General features: G+C 73.4%; 12 protein-coding genes. 5 read left to right on the top strand and 7 right to left on the bottom strand.

The genetic code is table 11. The annotated features are described in order from the left end of the window. Positions 1–629, top strand: a 629-nt coding sequence (locus KDL01_RS30290; protein ID WP_212532077.1) for a GNAT family N-acetyltransferase, incomplete at its 5' end; no start/stop codon positions are given. Between the two features lie 10 nt (positions 630–639). On the opposite strand, the gene KDL01_RS30295 is transcribed toward KDL01_RS30290, so the two are convergent. From KDL01_RS30295 to KDL01_RS30320, 6 genes are all read right to left on the bottom strand, one after another. Continuing rightward, a complete protein-coding gene (locus KDL01_RS30295; RefSeq protein ID WP_212532078.1) occupies positions 640–2,532 on the bottom strand; it encodes an ABC transporter ATP-binding protein in 1,893 nt (630 codons plus the stop codon). Further along, positions 2,516–4,435 (bottom strand): ABC transporter ATP-binding protein, encoded by a 1,920-nt coding sequence (locus KDL01_RS30300; RefSeq protein WP_212532079.1) that lies wholly within the window; start codon positions 4,433–4,435, stop codon positions 2,516–2,518. Before KDL01_RS30300 ends, KDL01_RS30295 begins: the two co-directional genes overlap by 17 nt. A 231-nt stretch (positions 4,436–4,666) precedes the next feature. Next, entirely contained in the window at positions 4,667–5,605 is a 939-nt protein-coding gene (locus KDL01_RS30305; RefSeq protein ID WP_212532080.1) for a beta-ketoacyl-ACP synthase III, read from the bottom strand. A gap of 345 nt (positions 5,606–5,950) precedes the next feature. After that, positions 5,951–6,886, bottom strand: a complete 936-nt coding sequence (locus tag KDL01_RS30310) for an NAD-dependent epimerase/dehydratase family protein (protein ID WP_212532081.1) — start codon at positions 6,884–6,886, stop codon at positions 5,951–5,953. Positions 6,887–7,154: 268 nt separating this feature from the next. After that, positions 7,155–7,916, bottom strand: coding sequence for an SDR family NAD(P)-dependent oxidoreductase (locus KDL01_RS30315; RefSeq protein WP_212532082.1), 762 nt, complete (start codon positions 7,914–7,916; stop codon positions 7,155–7,157). Positions 7,917–7,938: 22 nt separating this feature from the next. After that, the gene (locus KDL01_RS30320) at positions 7,939–9,021 is read right to left on the bottom strand and encodes a 3-oxoacyl-ACP synthase III family protein (RefSeq protein WP_212532083.1); all 1,083 of its coding nucleotides are present in this window, start codon (positions 9,019–9,021) and stop codon (positions 7,939–7,941) included. A 373-nt stretch (positions 9,022–9,394) separates the two neighbouring features. Between KDL01_RS30320 and KDL01_RS30325 the strand changes: the two genes are divergently transcribed. The 4 genes from KDL01_RS30325 to KDL01_RS30340 all read left to right on the top strand — a co-directional run bounded on the left by KDL01_RS30325 (position 9,395) and on the right by KDL01_RS30340 (position 14,036). Beyond that, positions 9,395–10,588, top strand: coding sequence for a 3-deoxy-7-phosphoheptulonate synthase (locus KDL01_RS30325; RefSeq protein ID WP_212532084.1), 1,194 nt, complete (start codon positions 9,395–9,397; stop codon positions 10,586–10,588). Between the two features lie 69 nt (positions 10,589–10,657). Then, positions 10,658–11,443: a 2,3-dihydro-2,3-dihydroxybenzoate dehydrogenase gene (locus tag KDL01_RS30330; protein WP_212532085.1), complete on the top strand. Its 786-nt coding sequence runs from the start codon at positions 10,658–10,660 to the stop codon at positions 11,441–11,443. A 29-nt stretch (positions 11,444–11,472) separates the two neighbouring features. Beyond that, positions 11,473–12,096, top strand: a complete 624-nt coding sequence (locus tag KDL01_RS30335) for an isochorismatase family protein (RefSeq protein WP_212532086.1) — start codon at positions 11,473–11,475, stop codon at positions 12,094–12,096. Continuing rightward, positions 12,093–14,036, top strand: a complete 1,944-nt coding sequence (locus KDL01_RS30340; protein ID WP_212532087.1) for an anthranilate synthase family protein — start codon at positions 12,093–12,095, stop codon at positions 14,034–14,036. The genes KDL01_RS30335 and KDL01_RS30340 overlap by 4 nt, the downstream gene beginning before the upstream one ends. On the opposite strand, the gene KDL01_RS30345 is transcribed toward KDL01_RS30340, so the two are convergent. Then, on the bottom strand, positions 14,016–15,200 hold a 1,185-nt coding region (locus KDL01_RS30345), incomplete at its 5' end, for an FAD-dependent monooxygenase (RefSeq protein ID WP_212532088.1). The two genes, KDL01_RS30340 and KDL01_RS30345, sit on opposite strands and share 21 nt — an antisense overlap.

Genomic DNA, 15,200 nt, shown 5'->3' on the forward strand with positions numbered 1-15,200 from the left:
CCTCGGACGGGGCGGGGGAACGCTGGGCGGTGGCGGCCGGGTTCGAGGTCGTACACCGGTCCGTCACGCAGAGCCTGGAGGTCGCGTCCGTGGATCCGCGGCGGTGGCACGTGTCCTCGCCCGCGGGCTACTACACGCTGCGGTGGCGGGGTGCGGCGCCGGAGGACGTCGTGGAGTCCTTCGTCCGCTCGCGGGTCGCGGTGGACGACGCGCCGCGCGGTGCCGTGAGCCGGAAGTTGCCGGACTGGACGGTGGCGTCGCTGCGGGCACAGGAGGCGGGCTATCGGGAGCGGGCGTTCGAGTACTTCGTCGTGGCGGCCTGCCGCGAGGACGGCGAGGTGGTCGGGTTCACCGAGATCCTGGTGCACCCGAGCGAGCCGACGATGGCGATGCAGCAGTTCACGGCCGTGCTGCCGGAGCACCGCGGGCACGGGCTCGGGCGCGTGGTCAAGGCGGAGATGATGCGCTGGCTCATGGCCGCGGGCACCGAGATCGCCACGGTCACCACCTCCACCGCCGCCGCGAACGTGCACATGCGGCAGGTGAACGAGCAGCTCGGCTACGTCACGACGCGCAGTGCGGCGGTGGTGGAGGGGGACGTGGCGGCGGTGGCGGCGAGGATCGGGTAGGGAGCGGGGCTCAGGCGGGGTCGGGGGACGTGGAGGTGAATAAGGAGGCTGTGGCGCCCGAGTTCTGATAGCCCGCGCGGTAGGCGGACTCCTGGATGCCGTAGAGCTCCGCGTAGATCCCGGCCCGCGCGGTCAGCTGCTCGTGCGTGCCGTACTCGGCGACGGTCTCGCCGCTCAGCACGATGATCAGGTCGGCCATCCGTACGGTGGAGAACCGGTGTGAGACCAGCAGCGTGATGCCGCCGGTCTCGGCGCGGGTGTCGGCGTGGGCGGCCGCGGCGAAGCGTTCGAACAGCGCGTGCTCGATCTCCGCGTCCAGGGCCGAGGTCGGCTCGTCCAGCACCAGCAGCAGGGGCGTGTCGCGCATGAAGCCGCGGGCCAGCGCGAGCTTCTGCCACTGGCCGTGCGACAGATCGGTGCCGCCCGGCCAGGTCAGACCGAGCTGGCTGTCGAGGCCGTGCTCGAGCCGGTCGATCACGTCCTGCGCACCCGCCCGCTCGATCGCGTGCCGGACGGCGTCGTCGTCCGCGATCCGGTCCAGGTCGCCCACGCCCACGGCCACGCGCGCCGGGTATTCGAACCGGAAGAAGTCCTGGAAGGCGCCGGCCAGCCGTCGGCGCCAGTCGGCCGGGTCGATGCGGCCGAGGTCGGCCCCGTCCACGGTGATCCGGCCCGAGGTGGGCGTGTAGAAGCCGCACAGCAGCTTGACCAGGGTCGACTTGCCCGCGCCGTTCTCGCCGACGATCGCGATCACGGTGCCCGCCGGGAGATCCAGGTTCACCCGGTCCAGCACGGTGCGGTCGGTGCCGGGATACCGGAAGGTCACCTCCTCCAGCCGGATGCCGTGCCGGATCCGTTGCGGGGCGGGCCGATCGGCGCGGGCGGCGCCCGCGGCGGCGAAGTCCTCCAGCCAGGCCAGCCGACGCGCGACGTCGAGCCAGATGGCGCGGAAGAACTGGGTCTGCGAGGCGCTGTCGGAGATGAACTGGGACAGCCGGCTGCCGGCCGCGAGGACGAGCGCGACCTGCGCCGCGGTCTGGCCGGAGCCGCGCAATACACCCGACCCCGACCCGCCCTGGTGCGCCGCGACCGCGACGACGGCGAGGAACGCGGCGCCGAACAGGGTCGCGCAGGCCGCGCTCCAGGCGGTGCTGACCCACCTGACCCGGGTGAGCGGCGCGGAGCGGCGGGTCCAGGCCGCCCAGTGCTGCTCGCGCAGCCACTGCTGCACGCCCGCGACGCGGATCTCCTTGCCCGCAGCGGCCGAGGTGCCGAGGTCGAACAGGTGCCGGGCGCGCCGCTCGTGCTGGGCGCCGGCCTCCTCCACCGCCTTCTCCACCGCGGATCGCCGGTTCGCCACCAGCACGCCCGGGACGGCGGCGAGGGCGAGCAGCCCGAACAGCGGGTCGACCGACATCAGCAGGCCCACGGTCAGCACCAGCCGCACGAGCGTGCCGACGGTGCTGAACAGCTGGCTGTAGAGCAGGCTCAGCGCGTCCGCGTGGTCGCGCAGGACGGAGATCCGGTCGAGGTGGTCGGCGCGCTCGTGGTGTTCGATGGTGGAGATCGTGGACTGCAACTCGGCCACGTGCGCTTCGAGGGCCACCGCCGCGCGGTCGGCGAAGCGCCGGTTGGCCCGGTCGCTGACCACGTTCAGCAGCCAGCTCGCGGTGGCGAGCACGCCGACGAACGCCACCGCCTCGGTGATCCGCAGGCCGTCTCCCGCCGTGACGCCCTGGACCAGTGCGGCAAGTCCCAGGGCGAACAGGGCGTCGGGGGCGGCGGCGGCCAGGGTGGTGACGAGGGCGACGGTGATCAGGCCGGGGTTGGTGCGGTAGCCGCGGCGCAGCGAGCGCGCCAGCGCGGCCCCGGCCGGCGGCAGCGGATCAGTGGACTGGTTCATCGGTCTCCTCGGCGACGAAGCGGGACGCCTGCAGGTCGAACATCCGGCGGTAGCGCCCGCCGCGGGCCATCAGTTCGTCGTGGGTGCCGAGTTCGGCCACCCGGCCGTCTTCGAGCACGCAGATGCGGTCGGCGCGGCGCACGGTGGAGAAGCGGTGCGAGATGAGCAGCGTCGTGCAGCCCCGGGTGGCCCGCAGGATCCGCTCGAAGATCTCGGTCTCGCCCCGCACGTCGAGCTGGGCGGTGGGTTCGTCGAGCACGACGACGCCCGCGCCCTGGCCGACCGCGCACAGTGCCCGGGCCACCGCCACCCGCTGCCACTGGCCGCCGGACAGCTCGGTGGCGCCCTCGTAGCCGCGGCCGAGCGGGGTGTCGAGGCCGGTGAGCCCGTCGGCCCCGGCGGCGGCGAGCGCGGCGGTGATCGCGGCGTCCGGGGCGCCGAGCGGGGCCACGTTCGTGCGCAGCGGCAGGTCGTAGCGGATGAAGTCCTGGAACACCGCGGTCACCCGGCGCCGCCAGTCGAGCACGTCCACGGTGCGCAGGTCGACGTCGTCGGCCTCGATGACGCCGCCGGTCGGCCGGTACAGGCCGCAGACCAGCTTCGCCAGCGTGGTCTTGCCCGCCCCGTTCACCCCGACGACGGCGAGCGAGGTCCCGGCCTCCACGGTCAGATCGAGGCCGTCGAGCACCGGGCGGGTGCTGCCGGGGTAGGTGAAGCGGACCCCGCGCAGCCGCAGCGTCACGCCCGCGCCCGCCGCGCCCGCCGAGCCGTGAGCCGCCGCGCCCGCCGCGCCCGCCAAGCCGGGTGCCGCCACGACGGACGCACCGACCGGGGCGGGAGCCCCCGCGTCGAGGTCGCCGACCGCGGCCATCTCCGCCTCGAGCGCGAGCACGGTGTCCACCGAGTGCGCGGCCGGCGGCAGGGCCCAGCTCAGTCCGCCGAAGGCGAGCGCGCTGGTGCCCATGGCCGCCTGCACGAACGCGGTGATCTGGCCGACGTCCACCGTCCCGGACTGCGCGCTGCGTGCCAGGGTCCAGAGAAACAGGCCGTTGGCCGCCACCAGCACCAGGATCACGGTGCGCAGGGGCTTGCGACGCAGCCGGGTGGCCGTCCAGCGCAGGTCGACCAGCCGCTCCCGGCTCGCGGTGAACCGGGCCACCGTCCACTCGCTCAGCCCGAACAGCCGCAGCTCCTTCGCCGCGGCCGAGTCCACCGCCTGCCGGTAGGCGTACTCGGCGTGCCGCTGCGCCTCGCGCACCTCGCCCTCGTCCCGCTCGCCCCAGATGCTGCTCTCCCGCAGCAGCCAGTGCGTGGACGCCCAGGCCCCGCCCAGCAGCAGCGGCGCCCACCAGGCGTACTCGACCAGCACGGCGGCCTGGCTCAGCCCGGACACGATCCCGACCAGGCCGCCCGCGACGATGTTCATGGAGATGTCCATCGGCGGTCCGGCGATGCCGAGGTCGAAGTCCCGCGCCGCGGTCAGCCGGTCGGCCAGCTCGCGCGACTCCAGGTGCGCCAAGCCGCTCGGGCGCGTCGTGGCCCGCAGCAGCCGGTCGTGCAGCCACCGGGACAGGCGCTCGCCGAGCAGCACACTGACCTGCCCGTGCACGGGTGCGAGCAGTTGGATGGCGATGAACACGGCTCCGGCGGCCAGGATCGGCGCGGTCGGCGGGGCGCCGCGGTCCACCGCCGAGACGAGCGCGGCCACCGTCACCGTGAACAGGCCTGGCAGCACGCCGCGCAGGACGGTCAGGACCCACCAGGTGGTGCACAGCGGCCGGGAGGCGCGCGGCAGCACGGCGAAGAACTTCCACTCCTCCCGGCCGCGCAGCCGTGCGAGCGGGGTGGTTGCCGCGGGGATTCGGCGCGCGGCGGGATCGGGCGGGTCTGCGTCGTCGCTCATATCAGATGACTGTGACTCTCTCGTGCGGAGGCAGCCGCGGGAACACCGATCGCCGGAGGTCGTCAGAGCGACCTTCGGCGAAGGGGAGGCGGTTGGGGGCGTGCGGATCTCATCCCGAGCAGCGCGCCGGACATCGTACGCGAGGACACGCCCCGGAACTCAAATGATTTTCCGCGAGAGAACGCGAGAGGGGGCCCGCGGGATCGGCTCAGGCCCGCCGGCCCCGGAGCGTCACGGGCAGTGGATGATCTGCCCGGCGTAGGACAGGCCGCCGCCGAAGGCGAAGAGCAGGACCGGCGAGCCCTTCTTCACCTCGTTCTTCTCGATCAGCTTGGACAGCGCGATCGGGACGCTGGCGGCCGAGGTGTTGCCGGACTCGACCACGTCCTTGGCGATGACGGCGTTGGTGGCGCCGAGCTTCTTGGTGATGGACTCGATGATGCGCAGGTTGGCCTGGTGCAGCACGACGGCGCCGAGGTCCTCCGGGGTGACCCCGGCCCGGCGGCAGACCTCGAGCGCGATCCCGGGCAGCGAGGTCGTGGTCCAGCGGTAGACGGCCTGGCCCTCCTGGGCGAAGGTCTCGGCCGGCGCCTCGATCCGCACCGCGTTGCCCATCTCCGGCACCGAGCCCCACAGCACCGGGCTCACCTCGGCCTCCTCGGAGGCGGTCAGGATCACCGCGCCGGCGCCGTCGCCGAGCAGCACGCAGGTGCTGCGGTCGGTCCAGTCGGTGAAGTCGCTGAGCTTCTCCACGCCGATGACCAGGACGGTGCGGGCCGAGCCGGCCCTGATGCAGGAGTCCGCCACGCCCACCGCGTGGGTGAAGCCGGAGCAGGCGGTGTTCAGGTCGATCGCGGCCGGGGATCCGGCGCCGATCGCGGCGGCGACGCGGGCCGCGGTGTTCGGCGAGCGGTCCTTGGCCGAGCAGGTGGCGACCAGCACCATGTCCATGTCCGCACCGGTCAGTCCGGCGTTGGCCAGGACGCTGTGGGCCGCCTGGATCGCCATGTCGGCGACCGTCTCGGTCGGCTTGGCCAGCCGGCGCGTCTCGATGCCGACCCGGGAGCGGATCCACTCGTCGGTGGTCTCGACCATTTTCTCCAGGTCCGCGTTGGTCAACACCCGCGAGGGCTGGTAGTGGCCGAAGGCGAGGGCGCGGGATCCGGACACGTGGCTCTCCTCACGGAACGCGGTGGCGGTGAAGCGGGCCACGCGGGTGGACGGCCGGCGCCTGGGCGGCCCCTGACATCGTCCGGCGGATTTCTCCAGGGCGGTGCACAAGATTTCTTTCGCGGCGAGCCTATCACGGGGACGGACGCCGCAGCGCGGTCGGTGAATGCGGGAAATGCGGTGAACGCGCTGTTCAGGGGATTGAGTGAAGAGGCGGGGGAATGCCGGTGAAAAGGCGGGGGTTGCCGCGCCGGCCTCGGCCGAGACCGATTCCGGGGCCCCGCCCCCGCCCTCACACACTCGTGCCCTGATGGACCTGAGCCCTGTTCGGGCCGAGTCCTGATGTCAGTTTCCTGAGGTTATTTCCTTGAAGCCGTCGCGCCACGAGGAGTAGCGCGGCGCCCAGGCGAGCGCGCTCTTGGCGTGCGAGTTGTCGGCGCCGCGCAGTCGGGTCATATAGGCCACGCCCCAGTCGCCGACCGCGAACTTGGCCAGCGCCGCCGGGGCGCTGCGCGGCTTGCGCGCGCCGAGCAGTTCGGCCAGGTACGGCAGCCACACGGCCATCCGGGCCGGGTCGTCGTCGACGATGTTGAGCGCGCCCAGAGCCTTGCCCTCCACCGCCGCCACGACCGCCGCGGCGGCGTCCTCGGCGTGGGTGAAGGAGAACACGGACGTGCCCCCGCCGACCAGCGGCACCTTGCCCGCCTTCACCTGCTTGACGAACGAGCCGTCCGCGCCGAAGGCGGTGTTCGGGCCGTAGAGGTGGCCGAAGCGCAGCACCAGGCCGCCCGCGTCGCGGGTGCGCGACTCGAGTTCGCGCATCGCCTCGAGTACGGGCGCGAAGGTCTTGGGCGGGGTCGGCCACAGCGGCACGTCCTCGTGCGCGGCGCCCTTGCCGTCCGGGTCGTAGGCGAAGGCGACGCCCTCGGCCACGATCCGGCTCGCGCCGGCCGCGGACGCGGCGTCGAACAGGTTGCGCGCGCCCTGGGTGCGCAGCAGGTTGGTCTGGGCGAAGTCGCGGTCGATGTGCTTGGGGTTGAGTTCGGCCGGGATGGCCGTGGCCAGGTGCACCACGGCCTCGGGCGCGACCCGGCGCACGGCGTCGTGGACGGTGGCGGCGTCGAGCAGGTCCGCCTGCTCCACCCGGATCCCGGCGCCGGCCAGGGCGGCCGTGCGGCGGTCGGACCGGGCAAGTCCCACCACCTCGTGGCCTCCCGCCGCCAGCTGGCGGGCCGCGGCGGCGCCGATCGCCCCGGTGGCGCCGGCTATCAGTACTCGCATATCTCGAACTCCCTGTGAGTGACTCCGGACTGCGGTGCCCGGGCGGGTGGATCCCGCCGCGGACGCGGGGGTCCGTCCCCGTGTCCGGCGGCCGGGCCGGGCTCCCGGCACGCCGGGGCGGCGGGAACGGTCCCGCTCTCCATTGAGCCCTATCCGAGGCTCGATGAGAACCCTGATTCTGCCCGACCCCTATCGGGCCGGGCGGCCGGGCGCCCGGCCCGGCGCCGGACGTACCCGGCTGCGCGCCTGGCGTACCCGGCCGACGCCGTCAGACGTGCCCCAGCCGGCAGGCACCGTCCAGCCTGATCACCTCCCCGTTGAGCATCGGGTTCGCCAGGACGTGGGCGACCAGCGCGGCGAACTCCTCCGGCCGGCCCAGCCGGGACGGCTGCGGGGTCTGCGCGGCGATGGCCGCGAGCGTATCCGGGCGTACGGCCGCGACCATCGGGGTCTCGAAGATGCCCGGCGCGACCGTGACCACGCGGATGCCGTACTCGGACAGGTCGCGCGCGAGCGGGAGCGTCATCCCGCACACCGCCGCCTTCGAGGTCGCGTACGCCACCTGGCCGCGCTGGCCGTCGAAGGCCGCGATCGAGGAGCAGCACACGATCGCGCCGCGCTCGCCGTCGTCCGGTTCGAGCCCGGCCATGGCCGCCGCGGCCAGCCGGGCCGTGTTGAACGTGCCGACCAGGTTCGCCGAGATCACCTCGGTGAACTCCGCCAGCGGCAGCGGCCCGCGCCGCCCCAGCGTCCGGCCGAACGCGCCGGTGCCCGCGCAGCACACCGCCGCGCCGAACCGGCCGAGCGCCGCGGCCCGGTCCACCGCCCTGGCCATCGCCTCCTCGTCGCACACGTCCGCCGAGACGAACTCCGCGCCCGGGCCCAACTCCCGGACCGCCGCCAGGCCGCGTTCCTCGCCGCGCCCGGTCACCACCACCTTCGCCCCGCCCGCCAGCAGCCTCCGGGCCACGGCGAGGCCGAGCCCGGAGGTGCCGCCGGTGATCAGGGCACTGCTACCCTCGATCCGCATGATCGGCCTCCGCCGTCCGCCGTCACGGCCCGGCCGGGTCGGACGCGTCGGCCGCGCCGCCCGCCGCGGGGTGCAGGAAGTCGGAGGCGTCCGGCCAGCGGATCACCGAGCCGCCGTAGCTCATCCCGGCGCCGAACGCGACCAGCGCCACCACCGAGCCGGGGTTGAGCCGGCCCTGGGCCTGGGCCTCGCGCAGGGCGAGGGCGAGGCCGGCGCCGGAGGTGTTGCCGTACTTGTCCACGACGCACACCATCTGGTCCTCGCGCAGCGACAGGCGCCGGCCCAACTCCTCGATCAGCCGGGCGTTGGCCTGGTGGAAGACCACGAGGTCCACGTCCTCGAGCGCGAGGTCCTCGGCCTTGACCAGCTCCTCGACGAATCCGGGAACGTTGTCGACGGCGAAGTTCCACACCCCGGCCCCGTCCATGTAGGCGAAGTTCTCGCCGTAGCCGGTCTTGCGCGCCACTCCGTCCTCTGAGGTCCGGCTCTCCCGGCGCACGCCGGCGATCTGGTAGCCGCCCGGTTCGCTGCGCATCAGGGCGTCGCCGAGGCCGACCCCGGGCACGGTCGGCTCGAGCAGGTAGCAGGCCGCGCCGTCGCCGAAGATGACCTGGGTGATCCGGTCGGCCGGGTCGAGCACGCGGGTGTTGGTGTCGGCGAGCACGACCGCGACCCGGCGGTAGAGGCCCGCGGCGATGTACCGGGCGCCGACATCGAGGGCGAACACGCCGCCGGCGCAGCCGCCGCTGTTGACGTCGAACCCGGGGATCCCGGACAGGCCCAGATTGCGCATCACCGCGACCGCGGCGGCCGGGGCCATCTGGTCCGGGGTGTAGGTGCCGCACACCACCAGGTCCAGCGTCTCGGGTGAGATCCCGGCCCGGTCGCAGGCGTCGAGCAGGGCCCGCGCGCCGAGGTGCGAGGTGTGCTCGCCCTCGGCCGCCCAGCGGCGTTCGCGCACTCCGATCCGCTTGGTGATCCAGGCGTCGGTGGTACGCAGCGGGCCCTCGAGTTCCGCGTTCGTCACGACCCGGGCCGGCAGCCCTGCGCCGATGGACCGGACACCCACTCCGTACGGCGGGCGCGCGGTGGACTGATCCATCATCCGATTCCCCTCGCTACTTCTTGTCGACTCAGGAAGCGAACATCCGCTTTATCCGCGAAATCTCCGCTGCGTCACGGCCTCGACACTAAGCCTTCGAAGAATAGGGGGCAACCGCCTCGGGCCCTTATCGCCGGTATACCTTGACGCCGCTCAGACCAGGGGCTCGACCGGCCTGTGCACCTACCCTGCCCAATCGGGCAGGGTGTATTTCCACCCCGTTCCGACCTGCCCGTCCTACCCCCGAATCGGACCACTGAGAAAGAGTACGTATTCGCGCACCAGATAACTCTTTGCCAGGGGTCGACCCCTATTTAACCTCGAACTCGAAGGCATACCCCCACTGGAAATCCCCGTACCGAGGAGCGACGAGACCATGAGAGAGCTGATCGAGCACGTCAGGTCCCGGCCGGCCCTGCAGCAGCCGTGCTGGGCCGACCCGGTGGCCGCGCTCGAGGCCGTACGCGACCTGTCCGGACGCGCGCCCCTGGTGCGCCCGGGTGATATCAGGGCCCTACGCGAACGCTTGGCCGAGGTGGCCCTGGGCGCCGGCTGCGTCGCGCAGACCGGCGACTGCGCCGAGGACCCGCAGGAGACCTCGCCCACCGACGTGAGCCGGCGGGTGGCGGTACTCGACCTGCTGGCGCGCGGGATGGCGCCGTTCGACCACGGCTCGGTGGTGCGCGTGGGCCGGATCGCCGGCCAGTACTGCAAACCCCGGTCCAACTCGGTCGAGCACGTCGGCGGCCAGGCCCTCGAGCCGTACCGCGGCCACCTGGTCAACCGGCCCGAGCCCACCTCGCGCCGACGCCGGTGCGAGGCGGCGAATCTGCTCGAGTGCCACGACGCGGCCGGGCGGATCATGGACCTGCTCGGCTGGCGCGGTGCGAGCGCGCCGCGGGCCGCGGGCCCGGTGTGGACCAGCCACGAGGCGCTGGCGCTGGACTACGAACTGCCCTCGGTGCGCCCGGACGGCGCCGGCGGCCTGGTGCTGACCTCCACCCACTTCCCGTGGATCGGCGAGCGCACCCGGCAGCACGACGGCGCGCACGTGGCGCTGCTGGCCGCGGTGGAGAACCCGGTCGGCTGCAAGCTCGGCCCGGGCACCGAGCCCGAGGAGGCGCTGCGCCTGTGCGCCCTGCTCGACCCGCACCGCGAGCCCGGCCGGCTGACGCTGGTGGCGCGGATGGGCGCGGACAAGGTCACCGAGCGGCTGCCGCGGCTGGTCGAGGCGGTCCGCGCGGCCGGCCACCCGGTGATCTGGCTGTGCGACCCCATGCACGGCAACACCGTGACCACCCCCGACGGCACCAAGACCCGGTACCTGGAGCGGGTGGTGGCCGAGATCCGCGGCTTCCGCCGCGCGGTGGCCGAGGGCGGCGGCGTGGCCGGCGGCCTGCACCTGGAGAGCACGCCCGAGGCCGTCACCGAGTGCGTCGAGGACGCCGACCGGGTGGCCGAGGCCTCCGGCAAGCGCACCACCCTGTGCGACCCCCGGCTCAATCCGCGCCAGGCGGCCCGGGTGGCCGCCGCGTGGAACGCCGCGGGCGTACCGGCCCGCGCCAGCTGACCCGGCGCCCCCCGCGACCCGGCACATGTGTGAACCCGAACATCAGGACACTTCGAAGGAGACACGAGGATGAACACGAACGAGCTGACGGGGCACACCGCCCTGGTCACCGGAGCCGCTGGAGGGATCGGGGCGGCCGTGGCGCGCGTGCTGGCGGAGGCCGGGGTGCGGGTGGCCGCGGTGGACCGCGACGCACGGCAGCTGGCCGAACTGGCCGGCAAGCTCGGGGCCGACGGCCTCGAGGTGCACACCCGGGCCGTGGACGTGTCCGACGAGGCGCAGGTCGAGGCCGCGGTGGACTGGGCCGAGCACACCCTGGGCCCGCTGCACTACCTGGTCAACGGGGCCGGCGTACTGCGTCTGGGCTCTGCGATCACACTGCCCACCGAGGAGTGGCTGACCACCTTCGCGGTCAACACCACCGGGGTGTTCCTGGTCAGCCGCGCGGTCGGCGCCCGGATGGCCGTGCGCGGCCGCGGCGCGATCGTCACCGTGGCCTCCAACGCGGCCGGCACCCCGCGCACCAAGATGTCCGCCTACGCCGCCTCCAAGGCCGCGTCCGAGATGTTCACCAAGTGCCTCGGCCTTGAGCTGGCCGGGGCCGGGGTGCGCTGCAACGTCGTCGCCCCCGGCTCCACCGACACCCCGATGCTGCGCTCCATGTGGGCCGGGCCCTCGGGCGAGGCGGCCACGATCGCGGGCGACCAGTCCGCCTACAAGGTCGGCATCCCGCTCGGGAAGGTGGCCAGCCCGACCGACATCGCCAAGGCCGTGTTCTACCTGCTCTCGGATCAGGCCTCGCACATCACCATGCACACGCTGACCGTGGACGGCGGCGCCACCCTCGGCGTCTGAAGCCGGCCCGCCCCGAAGGAGGAACGACCATGCCCGCCCTGCCGAAGACCGACACCTACCGCCTGCCCGTGGCCGGCGACCTGCCCGAGAACATCGCGCCGTGGACGGTCGAGCCCGACCGCGCGGTCCTGCTCGTACACGACATGCAGCACTACTTCCTGCGCGCCTTCCCGCCCGCGCTGCGGGCCGAGCTGGTGGCCAACGCCGAGGCGCTGCGCGGGCGCTGCGCGGACCACGGCGTCCAGGTGGCGTTCACCGCGCAGCCCGGCGACATGACCGAGCCCGACCGCGGCCTGCTGCGCGACTTCTGGGGCCCGGGGATGAAGGCCGAGCCGGGCGACCGCGAGATCATCGCGCAGCTCGCGCCGCGCCCGGGCGACTGGGTGCTGCCGAAGTGGCGCTACAGCGCCTTCTACCGCACCGACCTGCTCGAGCGGATGCGCGCGCACAAGCGGGACCAGCTGATCGTGTGCGGCGTCTACGCCCACGTGGGCGTGCTCGCCACCGCCCTCGAGGCCTTCACCCACGACTTCGAGGTCTTCCTCGTCGGCGACGCGGTCGCCGACTTCACCGAGGCCGAGCACCGGCACACCCTCGAACACGCCGCCGCCACCTGCGCCGTCGTGCTGACCGAGAAGGAGGTCCTGACATGACCGCCGCAGACCGCACGCACGCCCACGCCCACCGCCTGCTCGACCTCGTCCTCGGCGAGGACCCGCCGCCCTTCGCGCTGCTGTGGCGCCCGCGCGGAGCGGCCGGCGGGGCGGTGGAGGTGATGGTCGGGGACGTGACCACCCCGGGCACCCTCGAACAGATACCCCTGCCGAGCGATCCGGTGGACGGCCCCAGGGCCGATGTGCTGGCGCTGGTGCCCTACCGGCAGATCTCCGAGCGCGGATTCGAGTGCGTGGACGACGGCACCGAGCTGGTCGCGCTCAGCGTCGCGGACCAGGCGGTGCTGCCGGTGGACGCGCTGCTCGCCCGGATGGCCGACGAGCCGCTGCGCATCTCCGGCGAGGCCTTCGACCTCGACGACGACGCGTACGCCGCGATCGTGCGCACCGTGGTGGACCGCGAGATCGGCACCGGCGAGGGCGCCAACTTCGTGATCAAGCGCACCTACTCGGCCACCATCGCGGACTACTCCCCGCGCGCCGCCGTGACCCTGTTCCTCAGAATGCTGGTACGCGAGCCCGGCGCCTACTGGAGCTTCGCGATCCACACCGGCACCCGCACCCTGGTCGGGGCCACGCCCGAACGCCACGTCAGCCTGGACGAGGGCGTGGCCTGGATGAATCCGATCAGCGGCACCTACCGCTACCCGGAGTCCGGCCCCACCGTCCCCGGCGTGCTCGACTTCCTCGGCGACCCGAAGGAGACCGACGAGCTGTACATGGTCGTGGACGAGGAACTGAAGATGATGAGCCGGGTGTGCGACTCCGGCGCCCGGGTCCAGGGCCCGCTGCTCAAGTGCATGGCGGATCTGGCCCACACCGAGTACTACATCAACGGCCACACCGACCTCGACCCGCGCACGATCCTGCGCGAGACGCTGTTCGCGCCCACCGTCACCGGAAGTCCGCTGGAGAGTGCCTGCCGGGTACTGGCCAAGTACGAGCCGGCCGGCCGCGGCTACTACAGCGGCGTGTTCGCGCTGATCGGCCGGGACGGCCGGGGCCGGCGCACCCTCGACTCGGCCATCGCCATCCGCACCGCGGACATCGACGAGGCGGGCCTGCTGCGGCTGAGCGTCGGAGCGACCCTGGTCCGCCACTCCGACCCCTACGCCGAGGCGGCCGAGACCCGGGCCAAGGCCGACGGGCTCGTCAAGGCCCTGCGCGGGGAGCGGGCGGTGCGCTCGGCCGGCGAGGCCGGGGCCGTCGGCCGCGCCCTGGCCGCGGACCGGGCCGTGTGCGGCGCGCTGGAGCGGCGCAACCAGGGCATCGCAAAGTACTGGTTCGACCCGGCGGACGAGCGGGACCACTGCGGTACCCGGTTCGCCGGCATGCGGGCTCTGATCATCGATGCCGAAGACACCTTCACCGCGATGCTCGGACAGCAGCTCGGCTCGCTCGGCCTGAAGGTGGAGGTGCGGCGGTTCGACGAGCACTTCGACCTCGACGAGGCCGACCTGGTCGTGCTCGGCCCGGGGCCCGGCGACCCGCGCGACCTGACCCATCCGAAGATCAGGATCCTGCGCGAGACCGCCGGCACCCTGCTGCGGCAGCGCCGGGCGCTGCTCGCGGTCTGCCTGAGCCATCAGGTGATCAGCCACGCGCTCGGCCTCGACCTGCGCCGGCTGCCCGCACCCAACCAGGGTGTGCAGCGGGCAGTCGAGCTGTTCGGCTCACGCGAGGCGGTCGGGTTCTACAACACCTTCTCGGCGTACAGCGCGGTCGACGAGGTCGAGATCCCCGACCTCGGCACGCTGCGGCTGAGCCGGGACCCGCAGACCGGTGCGGTGCACGCCATGCGCGGCCCCGGATTCGCCACCGCCCAGTTCCACCCCGAGTCGGTGCTGACCGTGGACGGCCCGGGCATCCTCGCCGGAATGGTCCGCGAGGTCCTGCCGCTACGCACCCTGGCCCACTGAGGCCGGCACCGAGACCGCCGGGGAAGGCCGAAGGTCCCTGACCGCGTCGGGGCCGTGCATCCAGGAGAGGAAACCGTGCAGCTCGTTTTCGGACATGGCGGCCAACGCGGCGTTACGCGCGTCGGCCGCCGGTCCGGCGGCATGCCAGAACCGGATGCTCGCCCGGCCGAGCCGCTGGATCCGCGCCGTGCGCTCCATCCGCAGCGCGCTGTAGCGCCCGAGCTGCTCCGGCACCGACGCCGGATCGCCCGCGGAGAGCAGGTTCGCCAGACCCACCGCGTCCTCCAGCGCCTGGCAGGCCCCCTGGGCGGTGTAGTGCAGCGTCGGATGCGCGGCGTCGCCGAGCAGCGCCACCCGTCCGTCCGTCCACACCCGGGTCGGGCGCCGGTCGATCATCGACCAGGTGTGCCAGTCCCGGCCCAGCTCCAGCACCCGCCGCGCGGCCGGCCCGAGCACGTCCAGCTCGCCCAGTACATGCTCGGTACTGACCGGCACCGCCGCGAACGCCTCGGTGATGCCGGTCTCCTTGCTGGGGGCCAGATTCAGGTACTTGCCGCCCGCGATCGGGTAGTGCACCAGGTGGCAGCCGGGACCGGCCCACCAGGTCACCGAACGCAGGGCCCGCAGATCCCTCGGCACCTCCTCCATCGGCACGATGGTGCGGAACACGGTGATCCCGCACACCAGCGGATCGCCGTCGCCCACCATCTGGCGCCGCAGCGCGGAGCGCACCCCGTCGGCCCCGATCACCACCTCGCCCGAGACCCGCTCGCCCGAGGCCGTGACCACCGAGGCCCGGCCGTCCTCGTTGACGTATTCCACGGCCGCGCACCCGGCGTGCAGACTCACCTCCGGCTCGGCCTCGCAGGCCTCGAGCAGCAGCGCGTGCAGCTGGGCGCGGTGCACCACGGCATAGGGGTGTCCGAACAAGCCCTCGTACTCACCGGTCAGCGGCACGCAGGCCACCTGGCGTCCGGTCAGCGCGTCGAGGAAGCGCAGTTCGTCCATCCGTACCGCGATCGCGCGCACCCGCTCGCCCACGCCCAACAGCTCGAGCGCGGCCATGCCGTTGGGCGCGATCTGAATGCCCGCGCCCACCTCGGCGAAGCGGGCCGCGCGTTCGAGCACCGCCACCTGCCAGCCCGCCCGCCCCAGCGCCAACGC

The sequence above is a fragment of the Actinospica durhamensis genome (genome assembly GCF_018139695.1).
Taxonomy (GTDB): domain Bacteria; phylum Actinomycetota; class Actinomycetes; order Streptomycetales; family Catenulisporaceae; genus Actinospica; species Actinospica durhamensis.

Bases quoted from the DNA above. Each gene is read 5' to 3' on its own strand.
- KDL01_RS30330 (WP_212532085.1), top strand. From the start codon at position 10,658: ATGAACACGAACGAGCTGACGGGGCACACCGCCCTGGTCACCGGAGCC.
- KDL01_RS30320 (WP_212532083.1), bottom strand. From the start codon at position 9,021: ATGATGGATCAGTCCACCGCGCGCCCGCCGTACGGAGTGGGTGTCCGG.
- KDL01_RS30340 (WP_212532087.1), top strand. From the start codon at position 12,093: ATGACCGCCGCAGACCGCACGCACGCCCACGCCCACCGCCTGCTCGAC.
- KDL01_RS30325 (WP_212532084.1), top strand. From the start codon at position 9,395: ATGAGAGAGCTGATCGAGCACGTCAGGTCCCGGCCGGCCCTGCAGCAG.
- KDL01_RS30300 (WP_212532079.1), bottom strand. From the start codon at position 4,435: ATGAGCGACGACGCAGACCCGCCCGATCCCGCCGCGCGCCGAATCCCC.
- KDL01_RS30310 (WP_212532081.1), bottom strand. From the start codon at position 6,886: ATGCGAGTACTGATAGCCGGCGCCACCGGGGCGATCGGCGCCGCCGCG.
- KDL01_RS30335 (WP_212532086.1), top strand. From the start codon at position 11,473: ATGCCCGCCCTGCCGAAGACCGACACCTACCGCCTGCCCGTGGCCGGC.
- KDL01_RS30295 (WP_212532078.1), bottom strand. From the start codon at position 2,532: ATGAACCAGTCCACTGATCCGCTGCCGCCGGCCGGGGCCGCGCTGGCG.
- KDL01_RS30315 (WP_212532082.1), bottom strand. From the start codon at position 7,916: ATGCGGATCGAGGGTAGCAGTGCCCTGATCACCGGCGGCACCTCCGGG.